The organism is Roseovarius sp. SK2, assembly GCF_028807495.1.
Classification (GTDB): Bacteria; Pseudomonadota; Alphaproteobacteria; order Rhodobacterales; family Rhodobacteraceae; genus Roseovarius; species Roseovarius confluentis.
Window position 1 is genome coordinate 457,614 of sequence record NZ_JARAMK010000001.1, and the last position, 26,154, is coordinate 483,767.

General features: G+C 65.7%; 24 protein-coding genes. 1 reads left to right on the forward strand and 23 read right to left on the reverse strand.

Annotated features, from left to right (window positions below; translation table 11 throughout):
- Positions 1-16 precede the first annotated feature (16 nt).
- From PVV74_RS02245 to PVV74_RS02310, 14 genes are all read right to left on the reverse strand, one after another.
- Positions 17-868 carry an outer membrane protein assembly factor BamD gene (locus tag PVV74_RS02245; protein WP_274592083.1) on the reverse strand — a complete coding sequence of 284 codons (852 nt, stop codon included), beginning with the start codon at positions 866-868 and terminating at the stop codon, positions 17-19.
- 164 nt (positions 869-1,032) lie between these two features.
- Positions 1,033-1,956, reverse strand: a complete 924-nt coding sequence (gene lpxC / locus PVV74_RS02250) for a UDP-3-O-acyl-N-acetylglucosamine deacetylase (RefSeq protein ID WP_103761557.1) — start codon at positions 1,954-1,956, stop codon at positions 1,033-1,035.
- Between the two features lie 223 nt (positions 1,957-2,179).
- Entirely contained in the window at positions 2,180-3,829 is a 1,650-nt protein-coding gene (gene ftsZ / locus PVV74_RS02255; RefSeq protein ID WP_274592084.1) for a cell division protein FtsZ, read from the reverse strand.
- A 179-nt stretch (positions 3,830-4,008) separates the two neighbouring features.
- Positions 4,009-5,343, reverse strand: coding sequence for a cell division protein FtsA (ftsA, locus tag PVV74_RS02260; RefSeq protein WP_103761559.1), 1,335 nt, complete (start codon positions 5,341-5,343; stop codon positions 4,009-4,011).
- Between the two features lies 1 nt (position 5,344).
- On the reverse strand, positions 5,345-6,223 hold the full coding sequence (locus tag PVV74_RS02265) for a cell division protein FtsQ/DivIB (protein ID WP_274592085.1): 879 nt from the start codon (positions 6,221-6,223) through the stop codon (positions 5,345-5,347).
- On the reverse strand, positions 6,211-7,089 hold the full coding sequence (locus PVV74_RS02270; RefSeq protein ID WP_274592086.1) for a D-alanine--D-alanine ligase: 879 nt from the start codon (positions 7,087-7,089) through the stop codon (positions 6,211-6,213). The genes PVV74_RS02265 and PVV74_RS02270 overlap by 13 nt, the downstream gene beginning before the upstream one ends.
- 96 nt (positions 7,090-7,185) lie before the next feature.
- On the reverse strand, positions 7,186-8,118 hold the full coding sequence (gene murB / locus PVV74_RS02275; RefSeq protein ID WP_274592087.1) for a UDP-N-acetylmuramate dehydrogenase: 933 nt from the start codon (positions 8,116-8,118) through the stop codon (positions 7,186-7,188).
- A 67-nt stretch (positions 8,119-8,185) separates the two neighbouring features.
- Positions 8,186-8,455, reverse strand: coding sequence for a DUF2484 family protein (locus tag PVV74_RS02280; RefSeq protein WP_103761563.1), 270 nt, complete (start codon positions 8,453-8,455; stop codon positions 8,186-8,188).
- Positions 8,452-8,703 carry a DUF2484 family protein gene (locus PVV74_RS02285; protein ID WP_274592088.1) on the reverse strand — a complete coding sequence of 84 codons (252 nt, stop codon included), beginning with the start codon at positions 8,701-8,703 and terminating at the stop codon, positions 8,452-8,454. The genes PVV74_RS02280 and PVV74_RS02285 overlap by 4 nt, the downstream gene beginning before the upstream one ends.
- Positions 8,700-9,887 carry an APC family permease gene (locus PVV74_RS02290; RefSeq protein ID WP_274592089.1) on the reverse strand — a complete coding sequence of 396 codons (1,188 nt, stop codon included), beginning with the start codon at positions 9,885-9,887 and terminating at the stop codon, positions 8,700-8,702. The genes PVV74_RS02285 and PVV74_RS02290 overlap by 4 nt, the downstream gene beginning before the upstream one ends.
- A 107-nt stretch (positions 9,888-9,994) precedes the next feature.
- Positions 9,995-11,392 (reverse strand): UDP-N-acetylmuramate--L-alanine ligase, encoded by a 1,398-nt coding sequence (gene murC / locus PVV74_RS02295; protein WP_274592355.1) that lies wholly within the window; start codon positions 11,390-11,392, stop codon positions 9,995-9,997.
- 29 nt (positions 11,393-11,421) lie between these two features.
- Positions 11,422-12,525: an undecaprenyldiphospho-muramoylpentapeptide beta-N-acetylglucosaminyltransferase gene (gene murG / locus PVV74_RS02300; RefSeq protein ID WP_274592090.1), complete on the reverse strand. Its 1,104-nt coding sequence runs from the start codon at positions 12,523-12,525 to the stop codon at positions 11,422-11,424.
- Positions 12,522-13,688: a putative lipid II flippase FtsW gene (gene ftsW, locus PVV74_RS02305; RefSeq protein ID WP_103761568.1), complete on the reverse strand. Its 1,167-nt coding sequence runs from the start codon at positions 13,686-13,688 to the stop codon at positions 12,522-12,524. The genes murG and ftsW overlap by 4 nt, the downstream gene beginning before the upstream one ends.
- A gap of 110 nt (positions 13,689-13,798) precedes the next feature.
- Positions 13,799-14,743, reverse strand: a complete 945-nt coding sequence (locus PVV74_RS02310; protein WP_103761569.1) for a phytanoyl-CoA dioxygenase family protein — start codon at positions 14,741-14,743, stop codon at positions 13,799-13,801.
- Between the two features lie 127 nt (positions 14,744-14,870).
- Between PVV74_RS02310 and PVV74_RS02315 the strand changes: the two genes are divergently transcribed.
- Positions 14,871-16,052, forward strand: a complete 1,182-nt coding sequence (locus PVV74_RS02315; protein ID WP_274592091.1) for an NAD(P)/FAD-dependent oxidoreductase — start codon at positions 14,871-14,873, stop codon at positions 16,050-16,052.
- A 147-nt stretch (positions 16,053-16,199) separates the two neighbouring features.
- Here PVV74_RS02315 and murD read toward each other — a convergent pair whose 3' ends face one another.
- The 9 genes from murD to PVV74_RS02360 form a co-directional block, all read right to left on the reverse strand.
- Positions 16,200-17,597: a UDP-N-acetylmuramoyl-L-alanine--D-glutamate ligase gene (gene murD, locus PVV74_RS02320; protein WP_274592092.1), complete on the reverse strand. Its 1,398-nt coding sequence runs from the start codon at positions 17,595-17,597 to the stop codon at positions 16,200-16,202.
- Between the two features lie 70 nt (positions 17,598-17,667).
- Positions 17,668-18,075, reverse strand: a complete 408-nt coding sequence (locus PVV74_RS02325; RefSeq protein WP_274592093.1) for an ACT domain-containing protein — start codon at positions 18,073-18,075, stop codon at positions 17,668-17,670.
- The gene (gene mraY / locus PVV74_RS02330; RefSeq protein WP_103761573.1) at positions 18,075-19,157 is read right to left on the reverse strand and encodes a phospho-N-acetylmuramoyl-pentapeptide-transferase; all 1,083 of its coding nucleotides are present in this window, start codon (positions 19,155-19,157) and stop codon (positions 18,075-18,077) included. The genes PVV74_RS02325 and mraY overlap by 1 nt, the downstream gene beginning before the upstream one ends.
- Complete coding sequence (locus PVV74_RS02335; RefSeq protein WP_103761574.1) at positions 19,158-20,600, reverse strand: UDP-N-acetylmuramoyl-tripeptide--D-alanyl-D-alanine ligase; 1,443 nt, start codon at positions 20,598-20,600, stop codon at positions 19,158-19,160.
- Positions 20,597-22,096: a UDP-N-acetylmuramoyl-L-alanyl-D-glutamate--2,6-diaminopimelate ligase gene (locus tag PVV74_RS02340; RefSeq protein WP_103761575.1), complete on the reverse strand. Its 1,500-nt coding sequence runs from the start codon at positions 22,094-22,096 to the stop codon at positions 20,597-20,599. Before PVV74_RS02340 ends, PVV74_RS02335 begins: the two co-directional genes overlap by 4 nt.
- 24 nt (positions 22,097-22,120) lie before the next feature.
- Entirely contained in the window at positions 22,121-23,905 is a 1,785-nt protein-coding gene (locus PVV74_RS02345; RefSeq protein ID WP_274592094.1) for a peptidoglycan D,D-transpeptidase FtsI family protein, read from the reverse strand.
- Positions 23,902-24,246, reverse strand: coding sequence for a cell division protein FtsL (ftsL, locus tag PVV74_RS02350; RefSeq protein WP_103761577.1), 345 nt, complete (start codon positions 24,244-24,246; stop codon positions 23,902-23,904). Before ftsL ends, PVV74_RS02345 begins: the two co-directional genes overlap by 4 nt.
- Positions 24,246-25,235 (reverse strand): 16S rRNA (cytosine(1402)-N(4))-methyltransferase RsmH, encoded by a 990-nt coding sequence (gene rsmH / locus PVV74_RS02355; RefSeq protein ID WP_274592095.1) that lies wholly within the window; start codon positions 25,233-25,235, stop codon positions 24,246-24,248. Before rsmH ends, ftsL begins: the two co-directional genes overlap by 1 nt.
- A gap of 3 nt (positions 25,236-25,238) precedes the next feature.
- A complete protein-coding gene (locus PVV74_RS02360) occupies positions 25,239-25,742 on the reverse strand; it encodes a division/cell wall cluster transcriptional repressor MraZ (protein ID WP_103761579.1) in 504 nt (167 codons plus the stop codon).
- Positions 25,743-26,154: the final 412 nt, after the last annotated feature.

Below are 26,154 nucleotides of genomic sequence, written 5' to 3' on the forward strand. Positions count from 1 at the left end.
CAGGCCCCCCGGGCGGTTACAACCAGCGTCCGAGGATCGTTTGCCGATAGACCTGCCGCAGCCAGCTGTCGCCCACCGCTTCCAGTGTCAGCCCCTGCCCGGTCAACAGCTTGTAACTGTCCTCGTACCATTCGGTACTCTTGAAGTTGTGGCCCAGGATCGCGCCTGCCGTGCGTGCCTCGTTCGTCAGGCCCAGCGACAGGTACGCCTCGACCAGCCGGTGCAGCGCCTCGGCGGTGTGGGTCGTGGTCTGGAAATCCTCGACCACGACGCGAAAGCGGTTGATGGCCGACGTGAAGTGATCGCGCCGCAGGTAATAGCGCCCGATCTCCATTTCCTTGGCCGCCAGGTGGTCGAAGGCCAGGTCGAACTTCAGGATCGCCGAGCTGGTATATTCGCTGTCGGGATACTGTTCGATCACCTGTCGCAGCGATTGCAGCGCCTGGAACGTCAGCCCTTGATCGCGGCCCACCTCGTCGATCTGATCGTAATAGCTGAGCGCCAGCAGGTATTGCGCATAGGCCGCATCGCCGTCGGCGGGATAGAAATCGAGATACCTCTGCGCGGCGGACCGGCTGTTCTCGTAATCCTCGTCCTTGTGATAGGCAAAGGCCTGCATGATCACGGCGCGCTTGGCCCACTCCGAATAGGGATACAGCCGCTCGACCTCGGCGAAGAGTTCCGCCGCCTGTTCGGGGTCACCGCTTGCCAGGTCGTACTCGGCCCGGCCGAAAATCTGTTCCGCCGTGAACTGTTCGTAGTCGACTTCACCGCGCGAAATGCGCGAGTCGACGCCACCACAGCTTGCAAGGAGTGTCGAGGCCACGAGGGCCGCTGCCAAACCGATCCCGATTCTGCCGCCTGTCATGCTCGCACGTACCCCCAAAAGCCCTGTGCTAAACTCGTGTTCAGGCCTTAAGGCCGCGTGATGTCGCAGGATCATATCTGCAATATCAACGGCGTCCTAGCACATAATTTTCCGGTGCAAAACGCCTTAGACCCGATTGCAGGTCACAAAGCACTAACCTGTGGTCAGGCGACCTCAGGTACCTCGGCCCAATGCACGCCCGCGCCGGGCAGCCGGGCGGCGGTCTCGGCGTCGCAGGTCACGATCTCGAACGTATCGGGCTGGGCGAACATCGCGCGCAGCAGGTCGTTGGTGACCGCATGCCCGGCGCGCAGACCGCTGTAATGGCCCAGGATCGGCAGACCGGCCAGCGCCAGGTCGCCAAGCGCATCCAGCATCTTGTGCCGCACCGGTTCATCCGGCTGGCGCAGCCCGCCTGGGCTCAGCACACGGTCCCCGTCGAAGACCACCGCGTTCTCTCCGGGATTGCCACCCAGGGCCAAACCGTTGGCGCGCATCGCGTCCACGTCCGCCTTGCGGCAGAAGGTGCGCGCGGTCGACAATTCGCGCACGAAACTGCCGTTCGACATATTCAGAAGCTTTTTCTGCCGCCCGATCGCCGCATCATCGAACTCGATCACGAATTCCAGCAGCAGCGTGTCATGCGGCACCAGCCGGGCCTTTGCGTCACCCTTGACCACCTCGACAGGCTTCAGAACCTTCAGCGCGCGTACCGGCGCGTGCTGGCGGCGCAGCCCGGTGGACAGGATGCCATGCACGAACGGGGCCGAGCTGCCATCCAGGATGGGCACCTCCGGTCCGTTGACCTCGATCACCGCGTTGTGCACACCGCATCCCGACAGGGCCGCCATGATGTGCTCGACCGTCGAAATGCTGACGCCCGCCGCGTTTTCCAGAAGGGTGCAAAGCGGCGACTGGTTCACCATGTCCCAGCGCGCCGGGATTTCGCAGTCACGCAAATCGCCGTCGATCCGCCGAAAGACGATTCCGCGGTTCGCCGGCGCCGGCAGGATGGTCAGGCGCGCGGGGGCACCCGAGTGCAGGCCGAGGCCATCGAAAGATACCGGGGTTTTGACCGTATTTTGCACGTGCTTACCTCAGGCCGAAGATCGGCATATTTTAATTAACTCAGCCACACCTATTTCGCTCCGAAGAAATCCTCAATTCACTCTTTGCAACGCGCTGAAACATCGATGTTGCAAGGCTTGGCGGTTTTTTGCCAACTCTGCCGCACAACCTGCCAACTCCTTGCACCACAACGAAAAAGGGCCGCTTTTCGCGGCCCCTTAGCATAGTGATTTATTGTTCGGATCAGTTCGCCTGGCGGCGCAGGAATGCGGGAATTTCGATCTGGTCGTCCTCTTCCTCACGCTCGTCGCGCACCTCCGGCTGCGGCGCCGTGGCCTGCATCGGCGGCTGCTGGCGCACCGGGCGCTGCGGCTGCTGCGGCTGCCCTTCCATGCCATGACCCGTCATCCGGTTGATCAGCGAGTTGATCCCGAAACGCGGCTTCTCGGCGGCATGTGCCGGACCCTGCCCCTGTGCAGCTGCGGGCGCTTCTTGCGCTGGCTGGCGGGTTTCGCCGCCACGGTGATGCACCGCGGCCTGAAGCCGGGCCAGAGCGTCCTGCGACGGGGTGCCCGGCGCGGGGGCCTTGGGCGCCACGAAGGTCTCGGGTTCTTCCGCCTGCGCCACGAAAGTTTCGGGCTCGGGGCGCGGCGTATAGGCCGGCGGCGGCAAGTCGCGCTCGCCGCTCTCGGCCTCGAAGATGTCTTCCATCTGCTCTTCGGCCGCTGCGCGCTGCGCGTCAAAGGCATTGAACAGGCTGGGCTCTTCGGCCGTTTCGGTGCTCGCCGCCACGGCGGGCTCCGCTACCGGCTCGACTTTTTCCTCGTAGGCCTCGATCGCCTCGACCTCGACGTCTTCAACCGGCTTAAGCGGCTCTGCAAGCGAGCGACGCGGCACCGGGATTTCCTTGCTCTCGTCGCTGGCGTCGATGCCGGTGGCCACGACGGAGACGCGCATGAAGCCTTCCATCGTCGGATCCATCGTGCTGCCCACGATGATGTTGGCGTCGGCGTCCACTTCCTCGCGGATGCGGTTGGCCGCTTCGTCCAGCTCGAACAGCGTCAGGTCGTGCCCGCCGGTGATGTTGATCAGGACACCCTTCGCCCCGCGCAGGCTGATTTCGTCCAGCAGCGGGTTCGCTATGGCCTTCTCGGCAGCCTGGATCGCGCGCTCTTCGCTGTCGTCCTCGCCGGTTCCCATCATCGCCTTGCCCATCTCGTCCATCACCGCGCGCACGTCGGCAAAGTCGAGGTTGATCAGGCCCGGGCGCACCATCAGGTCGGTCACACCCTTCACACCCTGGTAAAGAACGTCATCGGCCAACGAGAACGCCTCGGTGAAGGTCGTTTTCTCGTTCGCCAGACGGAAAAGGTTCTGGTTCGGGATGATGATCAGCGTGTCGACCATCTTCTGCAGCATGTCCACGCCTTCCTCGGCCTGGCGCATCCGCTTGGCGCCTTCGAACTGGAAAGGTTTCGTGACGACGCCGACGGTTAGCACGCCAAGTTCACGCGCTGCCTGAGCGATGATCGGGGCCGCGCCGGTGCCCGTGCCGCCGCCCATGCCGGCGGTGATGAAGCACATGTGCGCCCCCGCCAGCTGGTCGACGATCTGTTCGATATTCTCTTCCGCGGCCGCTGCACCCACGGCGGCTTTCGCGCCGGCGCCAAGACCTTCGGTGACTTTCACACCCAGCTGGATGCGGTTCGGCGCGTTGCTCTGGGACAGCGCCTGCGCATCGGTGTTGGCGACGACGAAATCGACGCCTTCCAGCTGTTTCTCGATCATGTTGTTGACGGCGTTGCCGCCTGCCCCGCCGACACCGAAAACGGTGATGCGCGGCTTGAGTTCATGGTCCTGTCCCTGACCTGGCATGCTGAGATTAAGTGTCATTGCTCCGCCTTCTTTGCCTGCTGTTGTGCCCGCCTTGCGCAGGCTTAATCCGCCTAAATTGTATTAATAGTACCGTCCCGTCGCCGTTACGTCACCCAAAAAACAAGGAAATGCCACAAAATATGGGTGTTTTTTCACGCTTTCACGCGGGATTTCGCCGAAACCCCCAGATTTTGCGATCACCAGTTGTCCTTGAACCATTTTACCGCCCGCTTGAGGGACCGCGCCGGGTAGCGATCCACCGGAATTTCAAAGTCCCACCATTCGTCCTGGGGATTCGCCGCGAACAGGCACATACCCACCGCGCTGGCAAACCCCGCCCCGGTCGCCGCCTGTGGCAACCCGTGCACCCGCAACGGCCGGCCCAGCCGCACCTGTTGTCCCAGGATGCGCGTCGCCAGCCCGTCAAGGCCGGGGATCTGGCTGCCGCCGCCGGTCAGCACGATCTGCTGGCTCTGCAAATGCTGGAACCCGGCGGCGTCCAGCCGCGCGCGCACTTCCTCCAGGATCTCCTCGACCCGAGGCCGCATGATGCCGATCAGTTCGGCACGGCTCACCGTGCGCCGGTCATGCTCCCAATCGCCGGTCTCGCCGCCGATTTCGATCATCTCGCGGTCGTCCATGCCCGTGGCGACGACGCCGCCATAGAAGGTCTTGATCCGCTCCGCCGTGGCATGCGGCACCTGCAGCCCCATCGAGATGTCGCCGGTGACATGTTCGCCCCCGATCCGCACCGTGTCGGCATAGATCATGTGTTTTTTCATGAAGATCGATACGCCGGCGCTGCCGCCGCCCATGTCGATGCAGGCCGCACCCAACTCCTGCTCGTCCTCGACCAGCGACGAAATCCCCGAGACGTAGGCCGAGCTTGCCAGCCCAGCCAGTTCCAGGTCGCAGCGTTTCACGCAATGCGCCAGGTTCTGGACCGCCGCGCCATCGACCGTCAGCATGTGCATGTCCACCGCCAGGTCCTGTCCCAGCTGCCCGCGCGGATCATTGAGTCCCGAGCGGTGGTCCAGCGCGAAATTCACCGGCTGGGCATGCAGCACCTCGCGCCCTTCGCCGAAATCGGGCACGTCACAGGACGACAGCACCCGGCTGATGTCCTGCTCGGACACGGTGCTGGCTTCCAGTTCCACCTGGCCCGCCAGGCCATAGCTGCGCGGCTCGGCCCCCGAGAAACAGGCAATCACGTGGTCGACGCGGATATTGGCCATCTTCTGCGCCGCCTGCAGGGCCGTGCGGATGGCCCGCTCGGTCTCGGCCATCGTCGTGATCTCGCCGTATCGCACGCCGCGCGACCGCGTCGTCGCGGCCCCGATCACCCGGAACCCGGCCTGACCGGCCAGAGCACCCACACCCTCGGTCTCGCGCAGCCGGTCGCTGCCGTCGAAACGCAGCACGAGGCAGGCGATCTTCGAGGTCCCGACGTCCAGAACCGCCACGACACCGCGCTGCATCGCCGCCCGGCGCATGTTCCGCATCGCCCTTTGCGATTCATAAAGCTCGATCATCTTATTCCGCCCCTACGGTCATGTTTGTCACGCGCCACCACTCGGACACCGCGTTTTCGTTCATTCTTATGGTCGGCCGGGACGCAAGGCGCATGTCCACCGCCGCAACATCCCGCTCCAGCATGTCCTGCACTTCGGCCAGAACGATCACGCGCTCCAACGCGCGCACCGGATCGGTTTCCGGCAAGAGGATGCGCTGGTCACGATCCAGCACCACGTCCCAGCGCCGCTCGCCCATGCGCACCAGCCCGCGCAGCCGCGACCGCAGCGGCGCCGCCGCCTTCAGGATCTCCAGCGCCTCGGGCACCGCCTCGCTCGCGCCCGTGCCGGCGATCACCGGCAGGTCGGCGCGGTCCGGCCGCTGCGCGATATCGCCGATCACCACGCCTTCGACGTCCACGACTCCCAGTCCATCGCGCGACCGCCAGATCGCCACCGGCTGCCGCTCTTCCACCTGCGCCACCAGCACACCGCCCTGCCGCACGCGGACAGATGCGTTGGCCACAGCCGGAAGCCCGGTGATCGACACGCGCACCGCGTCAAGGTCGATGTCAAAGGAACTGGCCGGCAGGTCATGCGGGAAAATCTCGCGAATATCCTCCTCGACCGTGCCGCTGGCGCCTTCCACGGCCAGCAGGTTCACCATGAATTCGGGCCGCGTCTCGATCTGCTCGCGGATATCGGCCACCGCCAGCGCGATTGCCTCCTGCCGCTCGGGGTCCGAAAAATACGCAGTGCCCAGACCGAAGACCAGGCAGACTGGCACCCCCACCCGCAGAAGCTTGCGAAACAGCGGCGTCAGCATCAGCCGCTGATAGCGATAGGACCAACGCGACGGCGCGGGATCGGCCTTGGGCTCCAGTCGTTTCACCTGTTGCATGACGCGTCCTTCACCAGCCAGTCGCACAATTGCGGAAAACTCATGCCCGCCGCCTGCGCCTGCTCGGGGCTCAGCGATGTGGGGGTCATTCCGGGCTGGGTGTTGGTCTCCAGCAGGATCAGGCCGTCCAGCCCTTTCGCCTCGTCCCAGCGGAAATCCGTGCGGCTCAAACCGCGACAGCCCAGCACCTCATGCGCCCGCAGCGCGTAATCCTCGCAGGCCTCGGCAATTTCCTGCGGAATGTCGGCCGGGATCACGTGGCGCGACCCACCGGCTGCATATTTCGCATGATAATCGTACCATCCATCGGTGATGATATCCGTCACCCCCAGCGCCCGGTCGCCGATCACCGAGGTCGTCAGTTCCCGCCCGGGCGCGAACGCCTCCACCATGACCGATCGCGGCATGTCTTCGGACAGCTGCGGCGGCGCGTTCGCGGCTTCGTGCACGATGTAGACGCCCACGGACGAGCCTTCGTTATTTGGCTTCACCACGTAGGGCGGCGGCATCACATGCGCCTTGGCCACCTCGTCCTTGTCCACGATGATGCTGTTGACCACCGGCAGGCCCGCGGCCCGGTACACCGCCTTGGTGCGCTGCTTGTCCAGCGCCAGCGCCGAGGACAGAACGCCCGAATGGGTATAGGGGATCTGCATCCATTCCAGCAAACCCTGCACGCAGCCATCCTCGCCCCAGCGGCCATGCAGGGCGTTGAACACCACGTCGGGTTCGAGGTCCGCCAGAACCACGGCAAGGTCGCGGCCGGCATCGACCTCGACCACCTCATAGCCTGCCTCCCGGAGTGCTGCGGCGCATTCCTGTCCTGACGAGAGGGACACCTCGCGTTCGGCCGAGGGGCCACCCATTATCACCGCAACAGTCGGGGCGTTTCCGCTCGAAGAAACCACCTTACTGCCTCAATGTCCCGGGTCGTTATCGACCCTTGTTTTATTGTGTCCGCCTCAATCCGCGGAAGGGGCCGTTTCGCCGACCCTCATGATTTCCCAATGTAACTCTATTCCGCTGTCTTGGAAAACCTTTTTTCGCACTTCCTCGCCCAAACCTTCCAGGTCCGCCGCCGTGGCGCCCCCGGTATTGATCAGGAAGTTGGAATGCTTCTCGCTCATCTGCGCCCCGCCCCGCGTGGCGCCGCGCATCCCGGCGTTGTCGATCACCTTCCACGCCTTCAGGTCATGGGTGTCGTCGGCCCGCCCGGTGCTGCTGAACCCGGCCGGGTTGCGAAAGGTGCTTCCGGCCGTGCGATCCTTGGTCGGCTGCGTCTCGTCGCGCTTCTTCAGCTGCGCTTCCATTCGCATGGCCAGGTCCTCGGGATCGCCCGCAACGCCATCGAACGTCGCCCGCGTGATGACCCAGCCCTCGGGCAGATCGGTCTGTCTATATTGGAACTTCAGATCATCGGCGCTCAGCGTCACCACCTCGCCCGCGCGGCTGACCGCCTGCGCCTCGACGAAATGATCGGCCACGTAACTGCCATAGCACCCTGCATTCATGCGCACGGCCCCGCCAATGGCGCCGGGAATGGTCCGCAGAAAGGTCAGGTCGACCCCCGCCTCGCCGGCCCGGCGGGCCACGTGCGCATCCAGCGCCGCCGCCCCGGCGGTCACGCGCGTGCCCTCGACCTCGATGGAATTGAACCCGCGTCCCAGCCGGATCACCACGGCGCGCAAGCCACCGTCCCGCACGATCAGGTTGCTGCCAACCCCCATGGGAAAGACCGTCACGCCTGGCTCCAGATCGCGCAGGAACGCCGCCAGATCGTCAAGATCGGCCGGCTGAAACAACCAGTCCGCCGGCCCGCCCACACGCAGCCAGGTCAGATCGGCCAGCATCCGCTTCTCGCTCAACCGGCCACGTACCTCGGGAAAATCGCTCATGCGCCCGCTATTGCCTCACCCTGTTCCGGGATAAAAGACCGACCGCGCTTTTTCTTGCCGAAAATACTCAATCCCCATCGCGGGCCACGTCCCCGCCGACAGACCGCCGGGCCCAGCGGCCAAGATAGATCACCGGCCAGCGCAACAGGCTCATACCCGCCGCCAGCACGAACAGACCGACCCAGGGCCCGTTCTGCCAGGTGACATAGCCCAGGATCGGGATACCCACGGCGACCAACAGATAGGCCCGCCGCCAGTGATTGTCCCGGCTCGGGATCATCGCCAGAAGATTGGCCGCCACGGCCCAGATACAGGCAAGAACAAGGGACAGGCTCATTTCGGTATCTCCGGTCTTTCACCTCCGAGGCGCCGCGCGAAATAGCGCAGCGGATTGCGGAACATCGACACAAACGCCAGCACCGCCAGCGCGGCGGGCACGACGCCATACTCCTGCCCGACCATCCGGATCAACACCGGGGCAAGCACCAAAAGCGCGATCCCCGGCGCGTATTGATGGCGCATCGGCAGAAACGCCACGAGCGATCCCGCAACCACCCACAGACAGGCCAGCAAGACTACGGTCACACGACACCTCCAATCGTCACGCCAAAGGCGGCCAGCGCCGCGACCAGCCCGAAGACCGGCACGGCCATGGGCACCCGGAACGGCGCCTCGGGGCTCTTGAACTTCATCGCGATCAGCGCCGCGTTGACGAGCACGAACACCGACAGCAGGATGGCCGAGGTCACTTCGGCCAGATCGGCGACCGGCAGGGCCAGCGCCCCCGCGATCACACCTGCGCCCACCAGCAACGTCGCCAGAACCGGCGTGCCCAGCCGCGGATGCGCGCGGTGGAACATCGCCAGCGCCCCGTGCCGCTTGCCCATCCCGAAAAGGACCCGAGCCGCCATCACGATCTGCGCCAGCACACCGTTGAGGGCCGCCGCCACCGCGATCACCGACAGGAACGCGGCACTTCCGCCCCGTGCCTCCTGCCAGACCAACGCCAGCGGTTGCTCCGACACAGCCAACCGTTCCAGCGGCACGGCCCGCACGGCGGCAAAGGATACCAGCGCGTAAAGCAGGCTGGTGATCAGCAGCGACAACAGGATCGCCCGCGGCAGGGTCCGGTGCGGATCGCGCACTTCCTCGGCCATGTTCACGATGTCCTCGAACCCGATAAAGGCGAAAAAGGCCAGCACAGCCCCCGCCGCCACGCCCGACCAGACGACCGGCGGCGCGGCGGAAAAGCTCACGACGGGCTCTGCCGTGGCGCCCGCGAAGATCACCAGCCCCAACCCGAAAAGCTCGACCGCCGTGAACACCGCCGCCAGCGCAAGGCTTTCCAGAACGCCGATCACCGCCACCGCGACCAGCGCCAGCCCCATCACCGCCACCGTCGCCTCGAACGGCAATCCGGTGATCGACGTGAGGTAGCCTGTGCCACCGCGCAGCACCGCCCCGGCGGACACGATCCCGGCGGCCACGATTGCCAGCCCGACCACGATTCCGAGCGCGCCCACGCCCAGCCCCTTCTCGACGAAAACCGCCTCGCCTGCCGCTTCCGGCAGGCGCGTGGAAAACTCGGCATAGGACAAAGCGGTCGGCGCGGCCACGATCCCGGCCACCAGAAACGCCAGCGGCGCCCAAACCCCAGCATCGGCGGCGACGGCACCGACGAGCACGTAGATGCCCGCCCCCACCATGACGCCCACGCCATAAGCCGTCAGCAGACCCAACCCGATCCGGCGTTTCAGGGCCTCGGCCATCTCAATGCCTCCCGCCTGGAGTCACGACCGTTTTCTGCGCAGAAAACGGAATAGAAAATGCATATTTTCTATTCCGGAATTTTCGAAAAATTCCGGTCACCAGCCCGCTACCCTTTCAGCTTTTCCGGCAACCCGTTCGCCCAGGTGCTGATCGTACCGGCGCCAAGACAGACCACCATGTCGCCCGGTTTCGCTTGCTCGCGCACCAACCGCACCAGGTCATCCTCGCCCAGGATTGCCCGCGCGTGTCGATGGCCATGGGCAATCAGCCCCGCCACGAGATCGTCGCGGCTGGCGCCCTTGATCGGGTCTTCGCCGGCGCCGTATACCTCGGCAATGGCCACCACGTCCGCATCGTTGAAGCACGCGCAGAAATCGTCGAACAGCGAATGCAAGCGGCTATACCGGTGCGGCTGATGCACCGCGATGATCCGGCCCTTAGTGGCCTGCCGCGCGGCTTTCAGCACCGCGGCAATCTCTACCGGGTGATGTCCGTAATCGTCGATGATGGTCACGCCGTCCACCTCGCCCACGCGGGTAAAGCGGCGATTCACGCCGCCGAAGGACGCCAGCGCCTCGCGGATCTCGTCAGTTTTCATCCCCAGGCTGCGCGCCACCGCCACGGCACTCAAAGCGTTCGACACGTTATGGTCCCCCGGCATCGGCAGGCTGCAGCCTTCGATCACCATGCCCTCGGCCTGCAACGCGATGTCGAAATGCGCCACGCCGGCCTCGTAGGTCAGGTTCCTCGCCCGCACGTCGGCCTGCGCGTTGAACCCGAAGGTGATCACACGCCGGTCGCTGATCTTGCCCACCAGCGTCTGCACGTCCGGGTCATCGGTGCAACAGATCGCCAGGCCATAAAACGGAATGTTCGACACGAAATCCAGGAACCCCTGGTGCAGCGCCTCTTCGGTGCCCCAATGCTCCATGTGCTCGGGGTCGATATTGGTCACGATGGCAATCGTGGCGGGCAGCCGGTTGAAGGTGCCGTCGCTCTCGTCGGCCTCCACGACCATCCATTCGCCTTGCCCCACGCGCGCATTGCTGCCGTAAGCGTGGATGATCCCGCCATTGATCACCGTGGGGTCGTATTTCCCATGATCCAGCAGCGCCGCGACCATCGTCGTCGTGGTCGTCTTGCCATGCGTCCCGGCCACCGCGACGTTCGATTTCAGCCGCATCAACTCGGCCAGCATCTCGGCCCGGCGCACCACCGGCAACCCGCGCCGCCGCGCCTCGTCCAACTCGGCATTGCCCGGCTTGATCGCGGACGAGATCACCACGACCTGCGCCGCGTCGAGGTTCGCCGCCTCCTGCCCTTCGAAGATCGTCGCGCCGGCCTTCTCCAGCCGGTCGGTGATCTTGGATGTCTTCAGGTCCGAGCCTTGCACGGTATAGCCATGGTTCAAGAGCACCTCGGCGATGCCCGACATGCCGATACCCCCGATACCCACGAAATGAATGGGCCCGACGTCGCCGGGAAGTTTCAATGCCGCGTTCATCGGTTTGGCTCCTTCGAATGAAAGGTCCCTCATGACTGTCTGCTCCGTGCCAGTTCTTCTGTTATATCCGCCAGCGCCTGCGCCGCGTCGGGCATGCCCACGCTCAGCGCCGCCTGTGCCATCTGGCTCGCCCCTTGGGGATTCGTCAGCACCGAGGCTATCTGCTCCGAAAGCGCGTCGACCTCAAGCCGAGATTCCGGGATCACGATCGCGCCGCCGGCCTTGGACAGGCCTTTGGCGTTCGCTGTCTGGTGGTCTTCCGTGGCGGCGGCAAAGGGGATCAGGATCGCGGGCCGCCCGATGACCGAGATATCGGCCACGCTGCTCGCCCCCGCCCGGCTTATCACCAGTTGCGCCTCGGACATCCGCGCGGGCACGTCGCGGAAAAACGGCTGCACATCGGCGTCGATCCCGTTCTCGGCATAAAGCTTCGCCACCCGCTCGCCATCCTCGTCGCGCGCCTGGTGGCTGACGCGGATGTTGCGCAGCACCTCCATCGGCAGGTTCGCTATCGCGGGCGGCACCACGTCGCTCAGGATGCGCGCGCCCTGGCTGCCGCCGATCACCAGGATCGACATCGGGTAATCCCCCGGCGGAATGTATCCCGCGCCCGCGCGTTCATGCACGGCCAGCCGCACCGGGTTGCCCACATGGGTGCCCTCCACGCCCTCGGGCAATGCCGTCGGCCAGGTGCCGCAAAGCACCTTGTCGACGCGCTTGGCCAACAGCTTGTTCACCCGCCCCAGAACGCCGTTCTGTTCATGGATCATCCGCGGCCGCCGCAGAAGGATCGCCGCACTCAGCGCCGGTATCGTCGGATAGCCGCCGAACCCCACCACCACGTCGGGCTTGTCGCGCATCATGCGCAGCGTCGCGCCCAGCACCCCGCCAAGAATGTGAAACGGCGCCACCAGCTTGTTGAATATGCCGCCCCGGGCGAAGGTCGCACTCGCCACCTGCTCGATCTGAACCGAATGCGGGAACCCGCCGGTATAGCGCGCGCCCCGCGGATCGGTCGACAGCTTCACACGCCACCCCCGCCGCAGCATCGCCTCGGCCAGGCTTTGCGCGGGAAACATGTGCCCGCCCGTGCCGCCCGCGGCAATGACCAGAAGGGGTTGCCGTTCGCTCATCTCGGACGGCCTCTCAGGATGTCGTTGATCTCGCCCTGCGGCCGGCTGCGGGTAAAGGCGAACAGCATCCCCACCGCGATGCCGGTGGCGATCAGCGACGACCCGCCGTAGCTGACAAAGGGCAGCGTCATGCCTTTTGCCGGCAACAGCCGCACCGCCACACCCATGTTGATCATCGCCTGCACGCCGAACATCGCCACAAGGCCCGCCCCGGCCAGCCGGATGAACGGATCACGCTCCCGCATCAGGCGGCTCAACGACCGCACGACGATGCTGCCGTAAAGCGCGATGATCGCCAGCACCAGGATCAGGCCATACTCCTCGGCCGCCACGGCAATGATGAAATCCGTATGCGCGTCGGGCAGCGACCACTTGACTGACCCCTCGCCCACGCCCACGCCAAAGAACCCGCCCTCGCGGATCGCGTTGGTGGCAAAGCCAAGCTGCGTGTTGGGGTCCACGTCCGGGCTCAGGAACCCGTCGATCCGCCGCGCGAAGTGTTCCGAGTTGGAATAGGCCAGCGAGCCCGCGCACACCACGACGCCCGCGATCAGCACCAGCAACAGGATCGGCGCCCCGGCCACGAAATACATCACGCCCCAGCCGAACAGCACCAGGCAGGCCTGCCCGAAATCCGGCTGCATCGCCAGCATCAGCACGATAAGCACCGCCAGCACAAAGCTCAGCCGTATCCCCGGCGGGCCGTTGATCTCCTTGCTGGCCGCCATCATCCACGCGGCCACCACCACGAAACCGGGCTTCAGAAATTCCGATGGCTGCAGGCTGGCGAACCCAAGGCTGTACCAACGCACCGCGCCCTTGCCGAAATCCGTGCCGAAAAACGGCAGCATCGCCATCGCCGCGAACGCCAAGACAAAGCCCAGCACCGCCAGGCGCCGCACCAGAAGCGGGCTCATCATCGACGTCAGCAGCATCACCGCCAGCGCCATGAAGCCGAACGCCGCCTGCCGCTTGACGTAATGAAACTGCTCGAACCCGTTTTTCTCGGCCAGCGGCACCGAGGCCGCCAGCGCCAGCAAAAGCCCGATCCCGAACAGGATCAGCACGCAGGAGATCGACCACTTGTCGAGGGTCCGCCACCATTTGGGGAGGATCGGTTCGCCACCCTGCACGGGGGCCGCACCATACACCATTTCTGTCATTTGAATCCGCCGAACACTGCCTCTTGCCCCTCTTTAGACCGGGGGCGTTCTGTCCAGTATAGCAGCAGTTTTGCCCGGTGGGAAGCGTTCTACACCCCACCGGGCCGTCTTTAGCCGGTCAGTTTGCCCGAAACTGTGCGGATCGCTTCGGGCGTCTCGCGGTTGGCCAGGAAATCGGGCCGGGGACCGCGGGCCGCATAGGGCCGGGTCAGCGCGTTCGACATCGCGTTATAGACGAAGAACGCGTTGGCCCGCGGATCGGGCGTGATGTTCCCGTTCGAGCCGTGCAGCGTGTTGCAGTCAAAGAAGATCACCGTGCCGGTGTCCCCCTGCGCCGAGGCAATGCCGCCCGCCTCCTGCGCCATCCGGTCGATCGTGCCGGGCTGCGGCACGCCCACCTTCTGCTCCTTCAGCGAGGTGGCATGATTATCCTCGGGCGTCTCGCCCACGCAGCTGATGAACACGTCCTGTGACCCCGGCACCAGCAGCAGCGGGCCATTATGCGGCCCGTTCGGCGTCAGCAAAACCGAGGCCGACACCGCGCGCATCCGCGGCATCCCGTCCTCCGCGTGCCAGGTCTCGAAATCCGAATGCCAGTAGAACTCCTTCCCGGCGAACCCCGGTTTGTAGTTCAGCCGCGACTGGTGCAAGTACACCGCGTCGCCCAGAAGGAACTCGGCCACGCCAGCCAGGCGGCGATCGCAGGCCAGACGGCGGAATGCCTTGGAATGCTCGTCGAGACGAAAGACGGTGCGCACCGCTTCGCTGTCGGGTTCGCGGATCAGGTCGTCGTCGGGAATGTCCCCGCCGCCCTCGCGCAGCATGTCCGCGGTCTCGGTCAGCACCTTCAGCTCGTCCGCGTCGAACATGTCGCGGCGCACCAGGTAACCGTTCTCGGCATAATGCTCCGCCTCGTCCTTGCCGATCGGCGCGTCTTCGGACCAGTCCGACCACAGGACAGGGTCCTTGCGCTGGCTCAGTCGTTCCTCGCCCGGCACACGGGTCGGATACTCGTCCTGAGCAGTCAGCATATCGTGTCGTGTCTGGATGTTCATGTGACTCCTCCGTTTGTCTTGGGTTGCGAGACGTCAACACCCCCCGAGCGCGCGGCGTTCCAATGACAGGAACCGTACCCAGCACCGCCACCTTGACGCCCGCCCCCCGCTGGGGCACGGGAACAAAATGAACGTCAAAACCCTCATCCTCGGCGCCGGCGCCGCCGGCATGATGTGCGCGGCCCATGCCGGCCCCGACACGCTGGTCGTCGACCACGCCAAGGCGCCGGGCGAAAAGATCCGCATCTCCGGCGGCGGGCGCTGCAATTTCACCAACCTGCACACCGCGCCCGGCAATTTCCTCGGGGCAAACCCGCATTTCCACAAATCCGCACTCAGCCGCTACACCCAGTGGGATTTCATCGACCTCGTCGCCCGCCACGGCATCACCTGGCACGAAAAGACGCTGGGCCAGCTTTTCTGCGACGGCAAATCCCCCCAGATCATCCAGATGCTGCGGGACGAGATGACCGCGGCGGGCGCCGACCTCTGGCTGCAAACCGCCGTGGGCGAAATCTCCCATGACGGCGCCCGCTTCACCGTCACCCTCGACCGCGAGGGCACGCGCCACAGCGTCACCGCGCGCAACCTCGTGCTGGCCACAGGCGGCAAGTCGATCCCCGCCATGGGCGCCACCGGCCTCGCCTACGATATCGCACGCCAGTTCGGCCACACCGTGACCGACACGCGCCCCGCCCTCGTCCCGCTAACCTTCTCCGACCAGCGCTTCGCCCCCATCTCCGGCGTCGCGGCGCCTGCCCGCGTCACGGCAAGCGACACCGCCTTCACCGAGGCCGTCCTCTTCACCCATCGCGGCCTCTCAGGGCCCGCGGTCCTGCAAGCCTCCTCCTACTGGCACGAAGGCGATGCCATCATCGTCGACCTCGACCCCGACGCGACGCTCTATGACACCCTGCGCACCCAGCGCAAGACCGAGGGCCGCCGCGCTCTCACCACCGAGCTTGCCCGTCACCTGCCCACCCGCCTGATCGACCACCTCGCCCCCGCGCTCGCCCTCAACGGCAATCTCGCGGACCAGTCCGACGCGCGTCTTACTGAAATCACCGACGCCCTGCGCCAATGGCAGCTCAAGCCCACCGGCTCCGAAGGCTACCGCACCGCCGAAGTCACCCTTGGTGGCATCGCCACCGACCGCATTTCATCGAAAACCATGCAAAGCCGCGACGTCCCGGGCCTCTACATGATCGGCGAGGCCGTCGACGTCACCGGCTGGCTCGGCGGCTACAACTTTCAATGGGCCTGGTCCTCGGGCTGGGCCGCCGGCACCGCCATCGCCGCCGCCACCTGACGCGCTCTTCTTCTGGCCAAAAATATTCCGGGGAGCGCGAGGGGCTGGCCCCTCGCCGGCGCGACGCTCACACCAGAACCACCCCGTCCCGGGCGGCCCTGCCTGCCCCGGGCTTGACCCGGGAGACCTCCCTCTCGGGGCGTCCTGTCAAAGCCGCGCCTTGACCTCGGCGATGAAATCCTCGCCCCGCCGCTCGAAGCTGTCATATTGATCGAAACTCGCCGCCGCCGGGGCCAGCAACACGATCTCACCGGGCTGCGCATCCTCCATCGCCCGCATCACCGCATGGCTCATCGTCGTGCAGACCTCCGCATCGACATCACCGAGTTGCAGCGCGAACCCCGCCGCCTCGCGCCCGATGACATAAGCCTTCGCGACATTGGGCAGACCGTCCTTCAATCCGGCCAACCCGCCCTCTTTCTCTAGCCCGCCGCAGATCCAGCGGATCCGGTCAAACGCCAAAAGCGCCATCAGCGCCGCATCCACGTTGGTCGCCTTGCTGTCGTTGACGAAACTCACACCGTTCTTCTCGGCCACCAGCTGGCTGCGATGCGGCAGGCCCGCAAAGCTCTGCATCGCGGCCTCGATCACCTTGGGGCTCAGCCCCAGCGTCCGGCACGCGGCAAAGGCGCAACAGGCATTCTGGTGGTTATGCGCCCCCGGCAGGCCCTTGATCCGGCGCAGGTCGATCGACGCCACCTGCCGCGCCTTGCGGTATTCCGACAGAAACCCCTTGCGGGCAAAGACCTGCCATCCCGGCCCGGTCAGTTTGCGGTCCACCGACACCCGGATCACCCGGTCATCGCCCGGCCCTTCCGCCAGTTGCCCGGCCAGGAACAGCCCCTCCGGTTCGTCCACGCCAATCACGGCGCGGTCCGGCCCGCCTTCGGCAAACAGCCGCCGCTTGGCCGCGAAATAGCCGCCCAGCCCGCCATGCCGGTCCAGGTGATCGGGGCTGAGGTTGGTAAACACCGCCACGTCCGGCGTCAGCGCCCGGGCAAGCTCGGTCTGGTAGCTCGACAGTTCCAGCACCACCACGCCACCATCCCCCGGCGGGTCGATATCCAGCACGCCGCGCCCGATATTCCCGGCCAACTGCACCTCGCGCCCCGCCTCCTGCAAAATGTGGTGGATCAAGGCCGAGGTCGTCGATTTCCCGTTCGACCCGGTCACCGCGATCACCCGCGGCGGCGTGTCGAAGCTGTCCCACTCCTTGGTCGCGAGCGACTGGAAGAACATGCCGATATCGTTGTCCACCGGCACGCCCGCCTCCTGGGCTGCGGCCACCACCTTGTTCGGCTCAGGGTAAAGATGCGGAATGCCCGGGCTGACGATCAGGCTGCCCACATCGGCAAAATCCGCGGCCGACCGGAACTGCCGGATGTCGAACCCTTCCTCGGCGGCGCCTTCCCGCGCCGCCGGATTGTCGTCCCAGCACAACACGTCCGCGCCGCCCGCCTTCAGCGCCCGTGCCGCCGACAGGCCCGACCGCCCGAGGCCCAGCACCGCCACGCATTGCCCTTCCACTCCCCGAACCGGAATCACGCCGCACGCCTCCTGATTGGTGTCTGCCTTTCGCTACCCGATCCCGCGCCCCTTGGCCAGAATTCCGCGATCACTCGGCGCCCCGCGCCACATCCCGCAGGATCGCCACCGCGTCCTCGGCCAATTCCTCGGGCACAAAGACATGATCGTGGTGATAGGCCGCCACCACGTTGCAGGGGATATGCGCGCCGGCCAGCGCAGTCGCCACCGCCGCCGTCAGCCCCACTCCATCCAATGCCGAATGCACCGACAACGTGATCCGGCTCATCGGCATTTCCACCGCAAAGCCCAGATCCCGCGCCGCCTCGTCCGGCAGGATCAGCGAGGTACCCTCCTCCTCGCCAAACACCGCCAGCGCATGGGGCCGCGCCCGTGCCGCCAACTCCCGGTCGTCCGTCGTGCAGAAATGCCATGTCTCGGGGTCGCGCACCGGCGCCATCCCGGCGATCATCGCAGTAGTGTCACGGACCGTCGCCATCACCGCACCTTCAGCGTCGCCAGACCGATCATCGCGAGGATGATCGCGATGATCCAGAACCGGATCACGATCTGCGGCTCGGCCCAGCCCTTCTTCTCGTAGTGATGGTGGATCGGCGCCATCAGGAACACCCGCTTGCCGGTCCGCTTGAAATAGAACACCTGGATGATGACCGACAGCGCCTCGACCACGAAGATGCCGCCGACGATGCCCAGCACGATCTCGTGCTTGGCCGCCACCGCGATGGCCCCCAGCGCCCCGCCTAGGGCCAGCGACCCGGTGTCGCCCATGAAGACGGCGGCCGGCGGCGCGTTATACCACAGGAACCCGAGGCCCCCCCCGGCCAGCCCCGCCACGAAAACCAGGATCTCGCCCGTCCCCGGCACGTAATGCACGTCCAGGTACTCGGTAAAGTCCACGCGCCCCACCGCATAGGCGATGATCCCCAGCGTCACGGCCGCGATCATCACCGGCATGATCGCCAGCCCATCGAGGCCATCGGTCAGGTTCACCGCGTTGGCCGCGCCGACGATCACGAACATCGCGAAGGGGATGAAGAACAGCCCCATGTTGATCAGCGTGTCCTTGAACACCGGCAGCGCCAGTTGATACTGCAACTCGCTTGGGTGATACATGCTGGCCCAATAGGCTGCGATGCCTGCGATCAGAAAACCCAGCCCCAGCCGCACCTTGCCCGGCACGCCCTTGTGGTTCTGCTTGCTGACCTTGGCGTAATCGTCCCAGAACCCGATCAGGCCGAAGGACATGGTCACGAACAGCACCAGCCACACGAACGGGTTGTCCAACCGTGCCCAGAACAGGGTCGAGGTCAGCAGCGCCCCCACGATCAGCAAGCCCCCCATGGTGGGCGTGCCCGACTTCGCCAGGTGCCCCTCTGGCCCGTCATTGCGAATGGGCTGGCCCTTGCCCTGGGTCTTGCGCAGCACGTTGATCAGCGGTCGCCCGAAGATGAAACCGAATACCAGCGCCGTCAGGAACGCCCCGCCCGACCGGAAAGTGATGTAGCGAAAGAGGTTGAAGACATCGCCGCCATCCGACAATTCGGTTAACCAGTAGAGCATTCAAACGTCCTCTTTTTCCGCGACGGCCTGCGCCAGACGGCGCAGCGCGGTGACAACTTCGCTGACGCGGCTGCCCTTCGAGCCTTTCACCAGGATCACGTCGCCCGCATCCACCAGCCGGTGCACCTCTGCCGCAAGCTCCGCGGCGGTTTCCGTCCAGCGGCCCCTTTGCGCCTCCGGCAACGCCTCGTAAAGCGTTTTCATGCGCGGGCCGACACAATGGATGACCTGCACATCCCTGACGAACGGCAGGTCGGCAATCTCGCGGTGCATCCGCGCCTCGTCCGGGCCCAGTTCCAGCATGTCGCCCAGGATGGCGATCCTGCGCCCCGCAGCCACCCGGCCGATGTCATCTTTCACACGGGCAGCCGCCAAAACTTCCAGCGCCGCGGCCATCGAGGTGGGGTTTGCGTTGAACGCGTCGTCGATCAGCTCGATCGACATCGCCTCCTCGACCGCGTCCAGAACCAGCGTCTCGCGCGTGCCGCGCCCCTCGAAGGGCCGCCACAGCCCAAGGTCGCAGACCGCCACGTCGCGGTCCGCCCCCATCGCCTCGGCCGCCGCGATCACCGCCAGCGCGTTCAGCGCGAAATGCCGTCCCGGCGTGCCGACCTTGAACAGGATGTCTTCGCCCCCGGCCTCTGCCTTGCCCACCGTGGCGGCGTCATGAACCGTCACGTCGGTCAACCGCAACTCGGCCGCCTCCGCGGTGCCGAACCGCACGATCGTGCCCGCCTTGGCCTTCGCGGCCTGAAACAGGATATCCGCCGTGCCCACATCGGCATTGATCACCGCTGTACCGCCCGGCTCCAACCCGTCGAAGATCGCGGCTTTTTCCCGGGCGATCCCCTCGATATTCTCGAACGCCTCCAGATGCGCCGCCGCAATGGTGGTGATCAGCGCAACATGCGGGCGCGCCATCACGGCCAATGGAGAGATTTCGCCGGGGTGGTTCATCCCGATCTCGATCACCGCGAACTCGGTGTCGCGCGGCATCCGCGCCAGCGTCAGCGGCACGCCCCAGTGATTATTGTAACTGGCCTCCGCGGCATGGGTCCGCCCCTGCCCCTTGAGGGCCGCGCGCATCATCTCCTTGGTCGAGGTCTTGCCCACGGACCCGGTGATCGCCACGACCTTCGCGTCGGTGCGCGCCCGACCCGCTCGGCCCAGATCCTCCAACGCCGGCAGAACCTCGTCCACGATCAAGAGCGGCGCGTCTTCGGCCACGCCCTCAGGCACACGGTCGACCAGCGCCGCCGCCGCGCCCTTTTCCAGCGCCTGCGCCACGAAGTCATGCCCGTCGCGCACATCCTTAAGCGCCACGAACAGATCGCCCGGCGCCAGCGTCCGGGTGTCGATCGACACGCCCGTCGCGGTCCAGTCGCAGGTGCTGCGCCCGCCCGTGGCCGCCGCGGCCTCCTGCGCTGTCCACAAGTCGCTCACGCCACGCCCCCGTCCAGGGCCGAGACCGCCACGCTGGCCTGTTCGCAATCGTCGAAGGGAAAGATATCGTCGCCCACGACCTGCCCGGTCTCGTGCCCCTTGCCGCAAATAAGCAGCGCATCGCCCGGCCCCAGCATGTCGACGCCGCGCAGAATCGCCTCGGCCCGGTCGCCCACTTCGATGGCCCGGTCCTCGCCCCCCGCCTGGCGCACGCCTTCCATCACGGCGGCGCGAATGTCGCCCGGCGCCTCGCTGCGCGGGTTGTCGTCGGTCACGATCACCGCGTCGGCATTTTCCGCCGCCGCCCGGCCCATCAGGGGGCGCTTGCCCCGGTCCCGGTCGCCGCCCGCGCCCACGATAGCCACCATTCGGCCCAGCACATGCGGGCGCAGCGCGTAAAGCGCGGTCGACACCGCCTCGGGCGTATGCGCGTAATCCACGAACACCGCCGCCCCGCTGGAGCGCGTCGCCGCCAGCTGCATCCGGCCCCGCACCGTGCGCATCACCGGCAGCGTCGCGAACACCCGGTCCGGGTCCGCCCCTGCGCCGATGGCCAGCCCCGCGGCCAGCATCACGTTGTCGGTCTGAAAGCCGCCGATCAGGTTCAATTCCACCTGGTGCACCTGCCCCCGCCACGAAAACCGCAAGGTCTGCCCCGTGGGCGAAAACACCCGGTTCAGAATCCGCAGGTCCGCCCCTTCGGCCCGGCCCACGGCCAGCACATCCTGCCCCCGGCCGTAAGCCACGTCAGCCATGCCCGGCCCGCGCGGATCATCCACGTTGATTACGGCCACGCCGTCCTCGGGCAGCACCCGCTCGAACAGCCCGGCCTTGGCGTTGAAGTAGTCGTCAAAGTCGGCGTGGTAATCCAGGTGGTCCTGGCTGAGGTTCGTGAACCCCGCCGCCACCAACCGCACGCCGTCAAGCCGCCGCTGCGCCAGCCCGTGGCTCGACGCTTCCATAGCGGCATGGGTGATGCCCTGCGCCTCGGCCTCGGCCAGCACCCGGTGCAGCGTGATCGGCTCGGGCGTGGTATGCGCCAGCGGTGCCTCCCACGCGCCTTCGACCCCCGTGGTGCCAAGGTTGACTGCCTCCAGCCCCAGCGCCATCCAGATCTGCCGCGTGAAACTCGCCACCGATGTCTTGCCGTTGGTCCCCGTGACAGCCACCATCGTCTCGGGCTGCGCGCCGAACCACAGGGCCGCCGCAAAAGACAGCGTCTGGCGCGGGTCCTCGGCCACCACAAGCGCCGCCTCGCTTGCCGCCAGCTCCTCGGCCGCCAACGCAACGCCCTCCGGATCGGTCAGGATCGCCCCCGCCCCCATCCGTAGCGCGTAGGAAATGAACTCGCCGCCATGCACGCGGCTGCCGGGCAGCGCGGCGAACAGGAACCCGTCCCTTACCTCGCGACTGTCCACCGCCAGCCCGCTGATCTCGGCCCGCCGGCCCCCCTGGGCGGTCAAGCCCAGCTCTGCCAAGGATTTGCTCTGCCCCACGCCGTCGGCCTTTGTCTCAACCCGTCAATTCGATGTCAGCGTTATACCTGTTAATGGCGCGGGTTCAATCTCGGGTCGCAGCCCCAGAAGCGGTGCAACGCGACGTGTGATTTCTGCCGCCACCGGCACCGCGGTCCAGCCCGCCGTGCGGCGCGGCTCGGACCCCGTCGTCTCCACCGGCTCGTCCAGCGTCACGACCAGCACGTAGCGCGGATCGTGCGCGGGAAACACGCTGGCAAAGGTGGCGATCACCTTGTCCTCGTAATACCCGCCGCTGGGCTTGGGCTTGTCAGCCGTGCCGGTCTTGCCGCCCACCGCGTAGCCATCGACCTCGGCGAAAGACGCCGTGCCCTCGGTCACCACGCTGCGCAGCATCTGCATCGTCTGTCCCGCCGCCCGCTCCGACATCACCCGCGGCGCCATCTGGCCCTTGGGCTGCTTGATCAGTGTCGGCTTCACCAACCGGCCGCCATTGGCAATCGTGGCATAACCCGCCGCCAGGTGCAGCGGGCTAGACGAAAGACCGTGCCCATAGGAAATCGTCATCAGCGACAGGTCGGTCCATTTGCTGGGCAACAGCGGTTTGCCGCTCTCTGCCTCGACGATCTCGAACGACGTCGGCTCGAAAAAGCCAAGCGACTTGAGGAAATCCTGCTGCCGGTCGATCCCGATCATCTGCGCGATCCGCGCGGTGCCGATGTTCGACGACTTGACCAATACCGTCTTCACGTCCAACTCGCTGCCGTAATTGCGGAAATCCCGGATTCGGTACTTGCCGAACCGCAGCGGCCCCTTGGTGTCGATCATCGTCGCGGGGTTCACCAGCCCAAGGTCCAACGCCTGCGCGATGGTGAACGCCTTGAAGACCGAGCCCAGCTCGTACACCCCCTGCACCGCCCGATTGAACAGCGGGCTGTCGCCCGGCTTTTCGCCCTTGATCGGCGGGCGCGGACGGTCATTGGGGTCGAAGTCCGGCAAGCTGGCCAGCGCCACGACCTCGCCGGTCTGCACTTCCATCAGCACAGCCGCCGCGCCCTTGGCATTCATCAGCATCATGCCGCCCTGCAATACCCGCTCGACCGCGGACTGCACTGACAGGTCGATAGACAGTTGCAACGGCTTGTGGCCCATACTCGGGTCGCGCAGTCGCTTGTCATAATATTTCTCGACACCCGCAACGCCGATCACCTCGGCGGCGTGCACGCCTTCACGCCCGAAGCTCGCGCCGCCCAGCAGATGTGCCGCCAGTTTGCCATTGGGATAAAGCCGCATCTCGCGCGGGCCGAACAGCAGCCCCGGCTCGCCGATGTCATGCACCGCCTGGCGCTGCTCGGGGCTCAGTTTCTTCTTCACCCACAGGAACTTGCGTTTGCCGGTGAAATCCTTCTTCAGCCGCTCCACCTTCAGGTCGGGGAAAATCGCGGTCAGTTCCTCGGCGGCGCGCTCGGGCTCGACCATCTGCTGGGGTTGCGCATACAGACTGTAGGTCTCGAAATTCGTCGCCAGGATGCGCCCCTCGCGGTCCACGATATCGGCCCGCTGCGCCAGGATATCGGCACCGGCGATCCCGGTGCGCGGCTCGGCCGGCTCGGAATTGGCCAGCACGCCCATCCGTCCGCCGATCACGGCAAAGGCGCAAACAAAGAACGCCCCCATGACCAACAGCCGCCCTTCGGCCCGCATCCGGGCCCGGTCACGCATCTCTTCATGGCGCAGCCGGATGTTCTCGCGCTCGATAGCATCGGGGTTCTCGCCCGCTTCCCGGGCCTTGAGGATACGCGCCAGCGGGCGCAGGGGTGTGCGGATCATGGCTGCTGCTCCCGTTCCATCACGTCGATGACATTGGAAATCGGCAATTCGCCCTCAGTCGGATAAGACACCTGGTCGATCTTGCCGAACTGGTAGGGCTGGAACGGCAAAAGCCCCAGCTGGTCGAAATTGATCTCCACCAGGTCGCGCAGGCGGTCCGGCCGGTTCAGGTAGGCCCATTCCGCGTTCAGCACCCGCAAGCGTTGCCGCTGGTCGGCAATCTTTTGCTGCACGGCTTCCGACCGCGACTGCGCGGCCTGCGTTTCATAGTTCTCGCGGTAGGCCCAGAAGGCCAGACCGATGACCATAACGGCGGTCAAAACGTAGAAGAAACTGCGCATTACCTGTCCCCTCGTCGATTATGCGTCTTCAGCATCGGCATCCCGATGCTGCCCCTGTCCACCGGCCGCGCCGCGGCCTCCGTGCGCTGCGCCACGCGCAGCTTGGCACTGCGCGCCCGCGGATTATCGGCCAGCTCCGCGTCATCCGGCCCGATGGCCTTGCGCGTGTCCTGCCGAAATGTCGGCGGGTCGCGCTCCACCACCGGCGCGTGCCGGCTGCCGCCGCCGGTGTTCCCGGTCTTCTCGGCCAAAAAGCGTTTGACCATACGGTCCTCGATGGAATGAAACGTCACCACGGCCAGATGCCCGCCCGGCCTCAGCGCGCGCTCGGCGGCCTCCAGCCCCTCGACCAGCTCGCCATACTCGTCGTTCACCGCGATGCGGATCGCCTGGAAGCTGCGCGTCGCCGGATGCACCTGCCCCGGCTTGGGCCGCGGCAGGCATCCCTCGATGATTTCCGCCAGTTGCAGCGTCGTGACAATCGGCACGTCCTCGCGCTTCTTCACGATGGCCTTTGCTATCCGCCGGCTGGCCCGCTCCTCGCCGTAAAGAAACAGGATGTCCGCCAGCTCCGCCTCTTCCATGGAATTGACCATATCCGCGGCACTCAGCCCGTCCTGGCTCATCCGCATGTCCAGCGGCCCGTCCTTCATGAAGGAAAACCCCCGCTCGGCCCGGTCCAGCTGCATCGACGACACGCCAAGGTCCAGCACCACGCCATCCAGGTCCTGCCCATACTCATCCAGCTTCGAGAACGTCCCCTGCACCAGTTCCACCCGGTCGTCCGCCCAGTCCGCCGCCATTTGAATCGCCAGCGGGTCGCGGTCCACGCCGATCACCCTGTCGGCCCCGGCTTCCAGCAAGCGGCGGGTATAGCCACCCGCGCCCAGCGTTCCATCCAGCCACGTGCCGGCCACGGGCGCCACGGCGCGCAGGATCGGCTCTATCAGAACGGGAACATGGGGATTGTTTGCGGCAGCACTCCCCATCGTTCAGTCCTCCCCGGGCGGATCGATCAGGGTCAGCGGATCGAAATCGCCGTCCTGCTCTTCCAGGAAGGCCGCGGTTTCCGCCGCCTCGACCTCGTCATAGGTGGCCGCGTTCCAGATCTCGAAATAGTCGCCCATCGCGACCATCACCGCCTCGCCTTCCAGGCCGATCTGCTGGCGCAGGCGCTGGGGCAGCACGATACGCCCATCCTTGTCCACTTCCGTGTCCCAGGATTTCCCAAGAATCATGCGGCTGGCGCGCTTGCGCGCATCCGACCCGCGCGGCAGCTTGCGGATGCCTTCCTCGATCTCGGCCATGGCATCGATCGTGTAGGCGTGAAGACAATTTTTCAGGTGAGGCCCGTGCAGCACGACAACACGCGGCAACGGGGCTTCGGGGCAGCGCGGATCGCCATCGGCCAGCACAGCGCGAAAATCGGCAGGGATCGACATCCGACCCTTGCCGTCAACCTTCTGGTTGAACTCGCCTCTGAAGCTCAGAACCACTGTCCGGCCCGTCCCTCGCCCCCCCGCGTTTCAAAAAATACCGTCCGAAACACGAAACGGCGGATTGAGCTGCTGCCACTGCCCAATCCGCCGCCCTCGTCCCACTCTCGCGGGGTGTCCAGCTGCGCGCGCCACCTGGGGGGATGTCTGCTCGCCCGCGCGCCGGATCTCTTCGTTCTGATGAAGCGGGCGCCTGTATGAAACCTGCTCTGGTCTTTGTTTTATTCGGGGTCGTTGTGTGCCCCTGTGTCCGTCCTCATCGTGGTTAAAGGTATGACATGGTACTTTATGGAACTCAATGAAAAAGTGACGCGTTTAGCTACAGGATATTGATTTTGGACCCCCGCTCAAACAACATCATGTGCCGATAAAAGCCATTTTGACGCACAACCTAGCGGAACTGACAAAACTC

What these genes read in the sequence shown, in the direction of transcription:
- PVV74_RS02245 (WP_274592083.1), bottom strand. Translation starts at nt 868, where the DNA reads ATGACAGGCGGCAGAATCGGGATCGGTTTGGCAGCGGCCCTCGTGGCC.
- ftsZ (WP_274592084.1), bottom strand. Translation starts at nt 3,829, where the DNA reads ATGACACTTAATCTCAGCATGCCAGGTCAGGGACAGGACCATGAACTC.
- ftsA (WP_103761559.1), bottom strand. Translation starts at nt 5,343, where the DNA reads ATGATCGAGCTTTATGAATCGCAAAGGGCGATGCGGAACATGCGCCGG.
- PVV74_RS02265 (WP_274592085.1), bottom strand. Translation starts at nt 6,223, where the DNA reads ATGCAACAGGTGAAACGACTGGAGCCCAAGGCCGATCCCGCGCCGTCG.
- PVV74_RS02270 (WP_274592086.1), bottom strand. Translation starts at nt 7,089, where the DNA reads ATGGGTGGCCCCTCGGCCGAACGCGAGGTGTCCCTCTCGTCAGGACAG.
- murB (WP_274592087.1), bottom strand. Translation starts at nt 8,118, where the DNA reads ATGAGCGATTTTCCCGAGGTACGTGGCCGGTTGAGCGAGAAGCGGATG.
- PVV74_RS02280 (WP_103761563.1), bottom strand. Translation starts at nt 8,455, where the DNA reads ATGAGCCTGTCCCTTGTTCTTGCCTGTATCTGGGCCGTGGCGGCCAAT.
- PVV74_RS02290 (WP_274592089.1), bottom strand. Translation starts at nt 9,887, where the DNA reads ATGGCCGAGGCCCTGAAACGCCGGATCGGGTTGGGTCTGCTGACGGCT.
- murC (WP_274592355.1), bottom strand. Translation starts at nt 11,392, where the DNA reads ATGAACGCGGCATTGAAACTTCCCGGCGACGTCGGGCCCATTCATTTC.
- murG (WP_274592090.1), bottom strand. Translation starts at nt 12,525, where the DNA reads ATGAGCGAACGGCAACCCCTTCTGGTCATTGCCGCGGGCGGCACGGGC.
- ftsW (WP_103761568.1), bottom strand. Translation starts at nt 13,688, where the DNA reads ATGACAGAAATGGTGTATGGTGCGGCCCCCGTGCAGGGTGGCGAACCG.
- PVV74_RS02310 (WP_103761569.1), bottom strand. Translation starts at nt 14,743, where the DNA reads ATGAACATCCAGACACGACACGATATGCTGACTGCTCAGGACGAGTAT.
- PVV74_RS02315 (WP_274592091.1), top strand. Translation starts at nt 14,871, where the DNA reads ATGAACGTCAAAACCCTCATCCTCGGCGCCGGCGCCGCCGGCATGATG.
- PVV74_RS02325 (WP_274592093.1), bottom strand. Translation starts at nt 18,075, where the DNA reads ATGGCGACGGTCCGTGACACTACTGCGATGATCGCCGGGATGGCGCCG.
- mraY (WP_103761573.1), bottom strand. Translation starts at nt 19,157, where the DNA reads ATGCTCTACTGGTTAACCGAATTGTCGGATGGCGGCGATGTCTTCAAC.
- PVV74_RS02345 (WP_274592094.1), bottom strand. Translation starts at nt 23,905, where the DNA reads ATGATCCGCACACCCCTGCGCCCGCTGGCGCGTATCCTCAAGGCCCGG.
- ftsL (WP_103761577.1), bottom strand. Translation starts at nt 24,246, where the DNA reads ATGCGCAGTTTCTTCTACGTTTTGACCGCCGTTATGGTCATCGGTCTG.
- rsmH (WP_274592095.1), bottom strand. Translation starts at nt 25,235, where the DNA reads ATGGGGAGTGCTGCCGCAAACAATCCCCATGTTCCCGTTCTGATAGAG.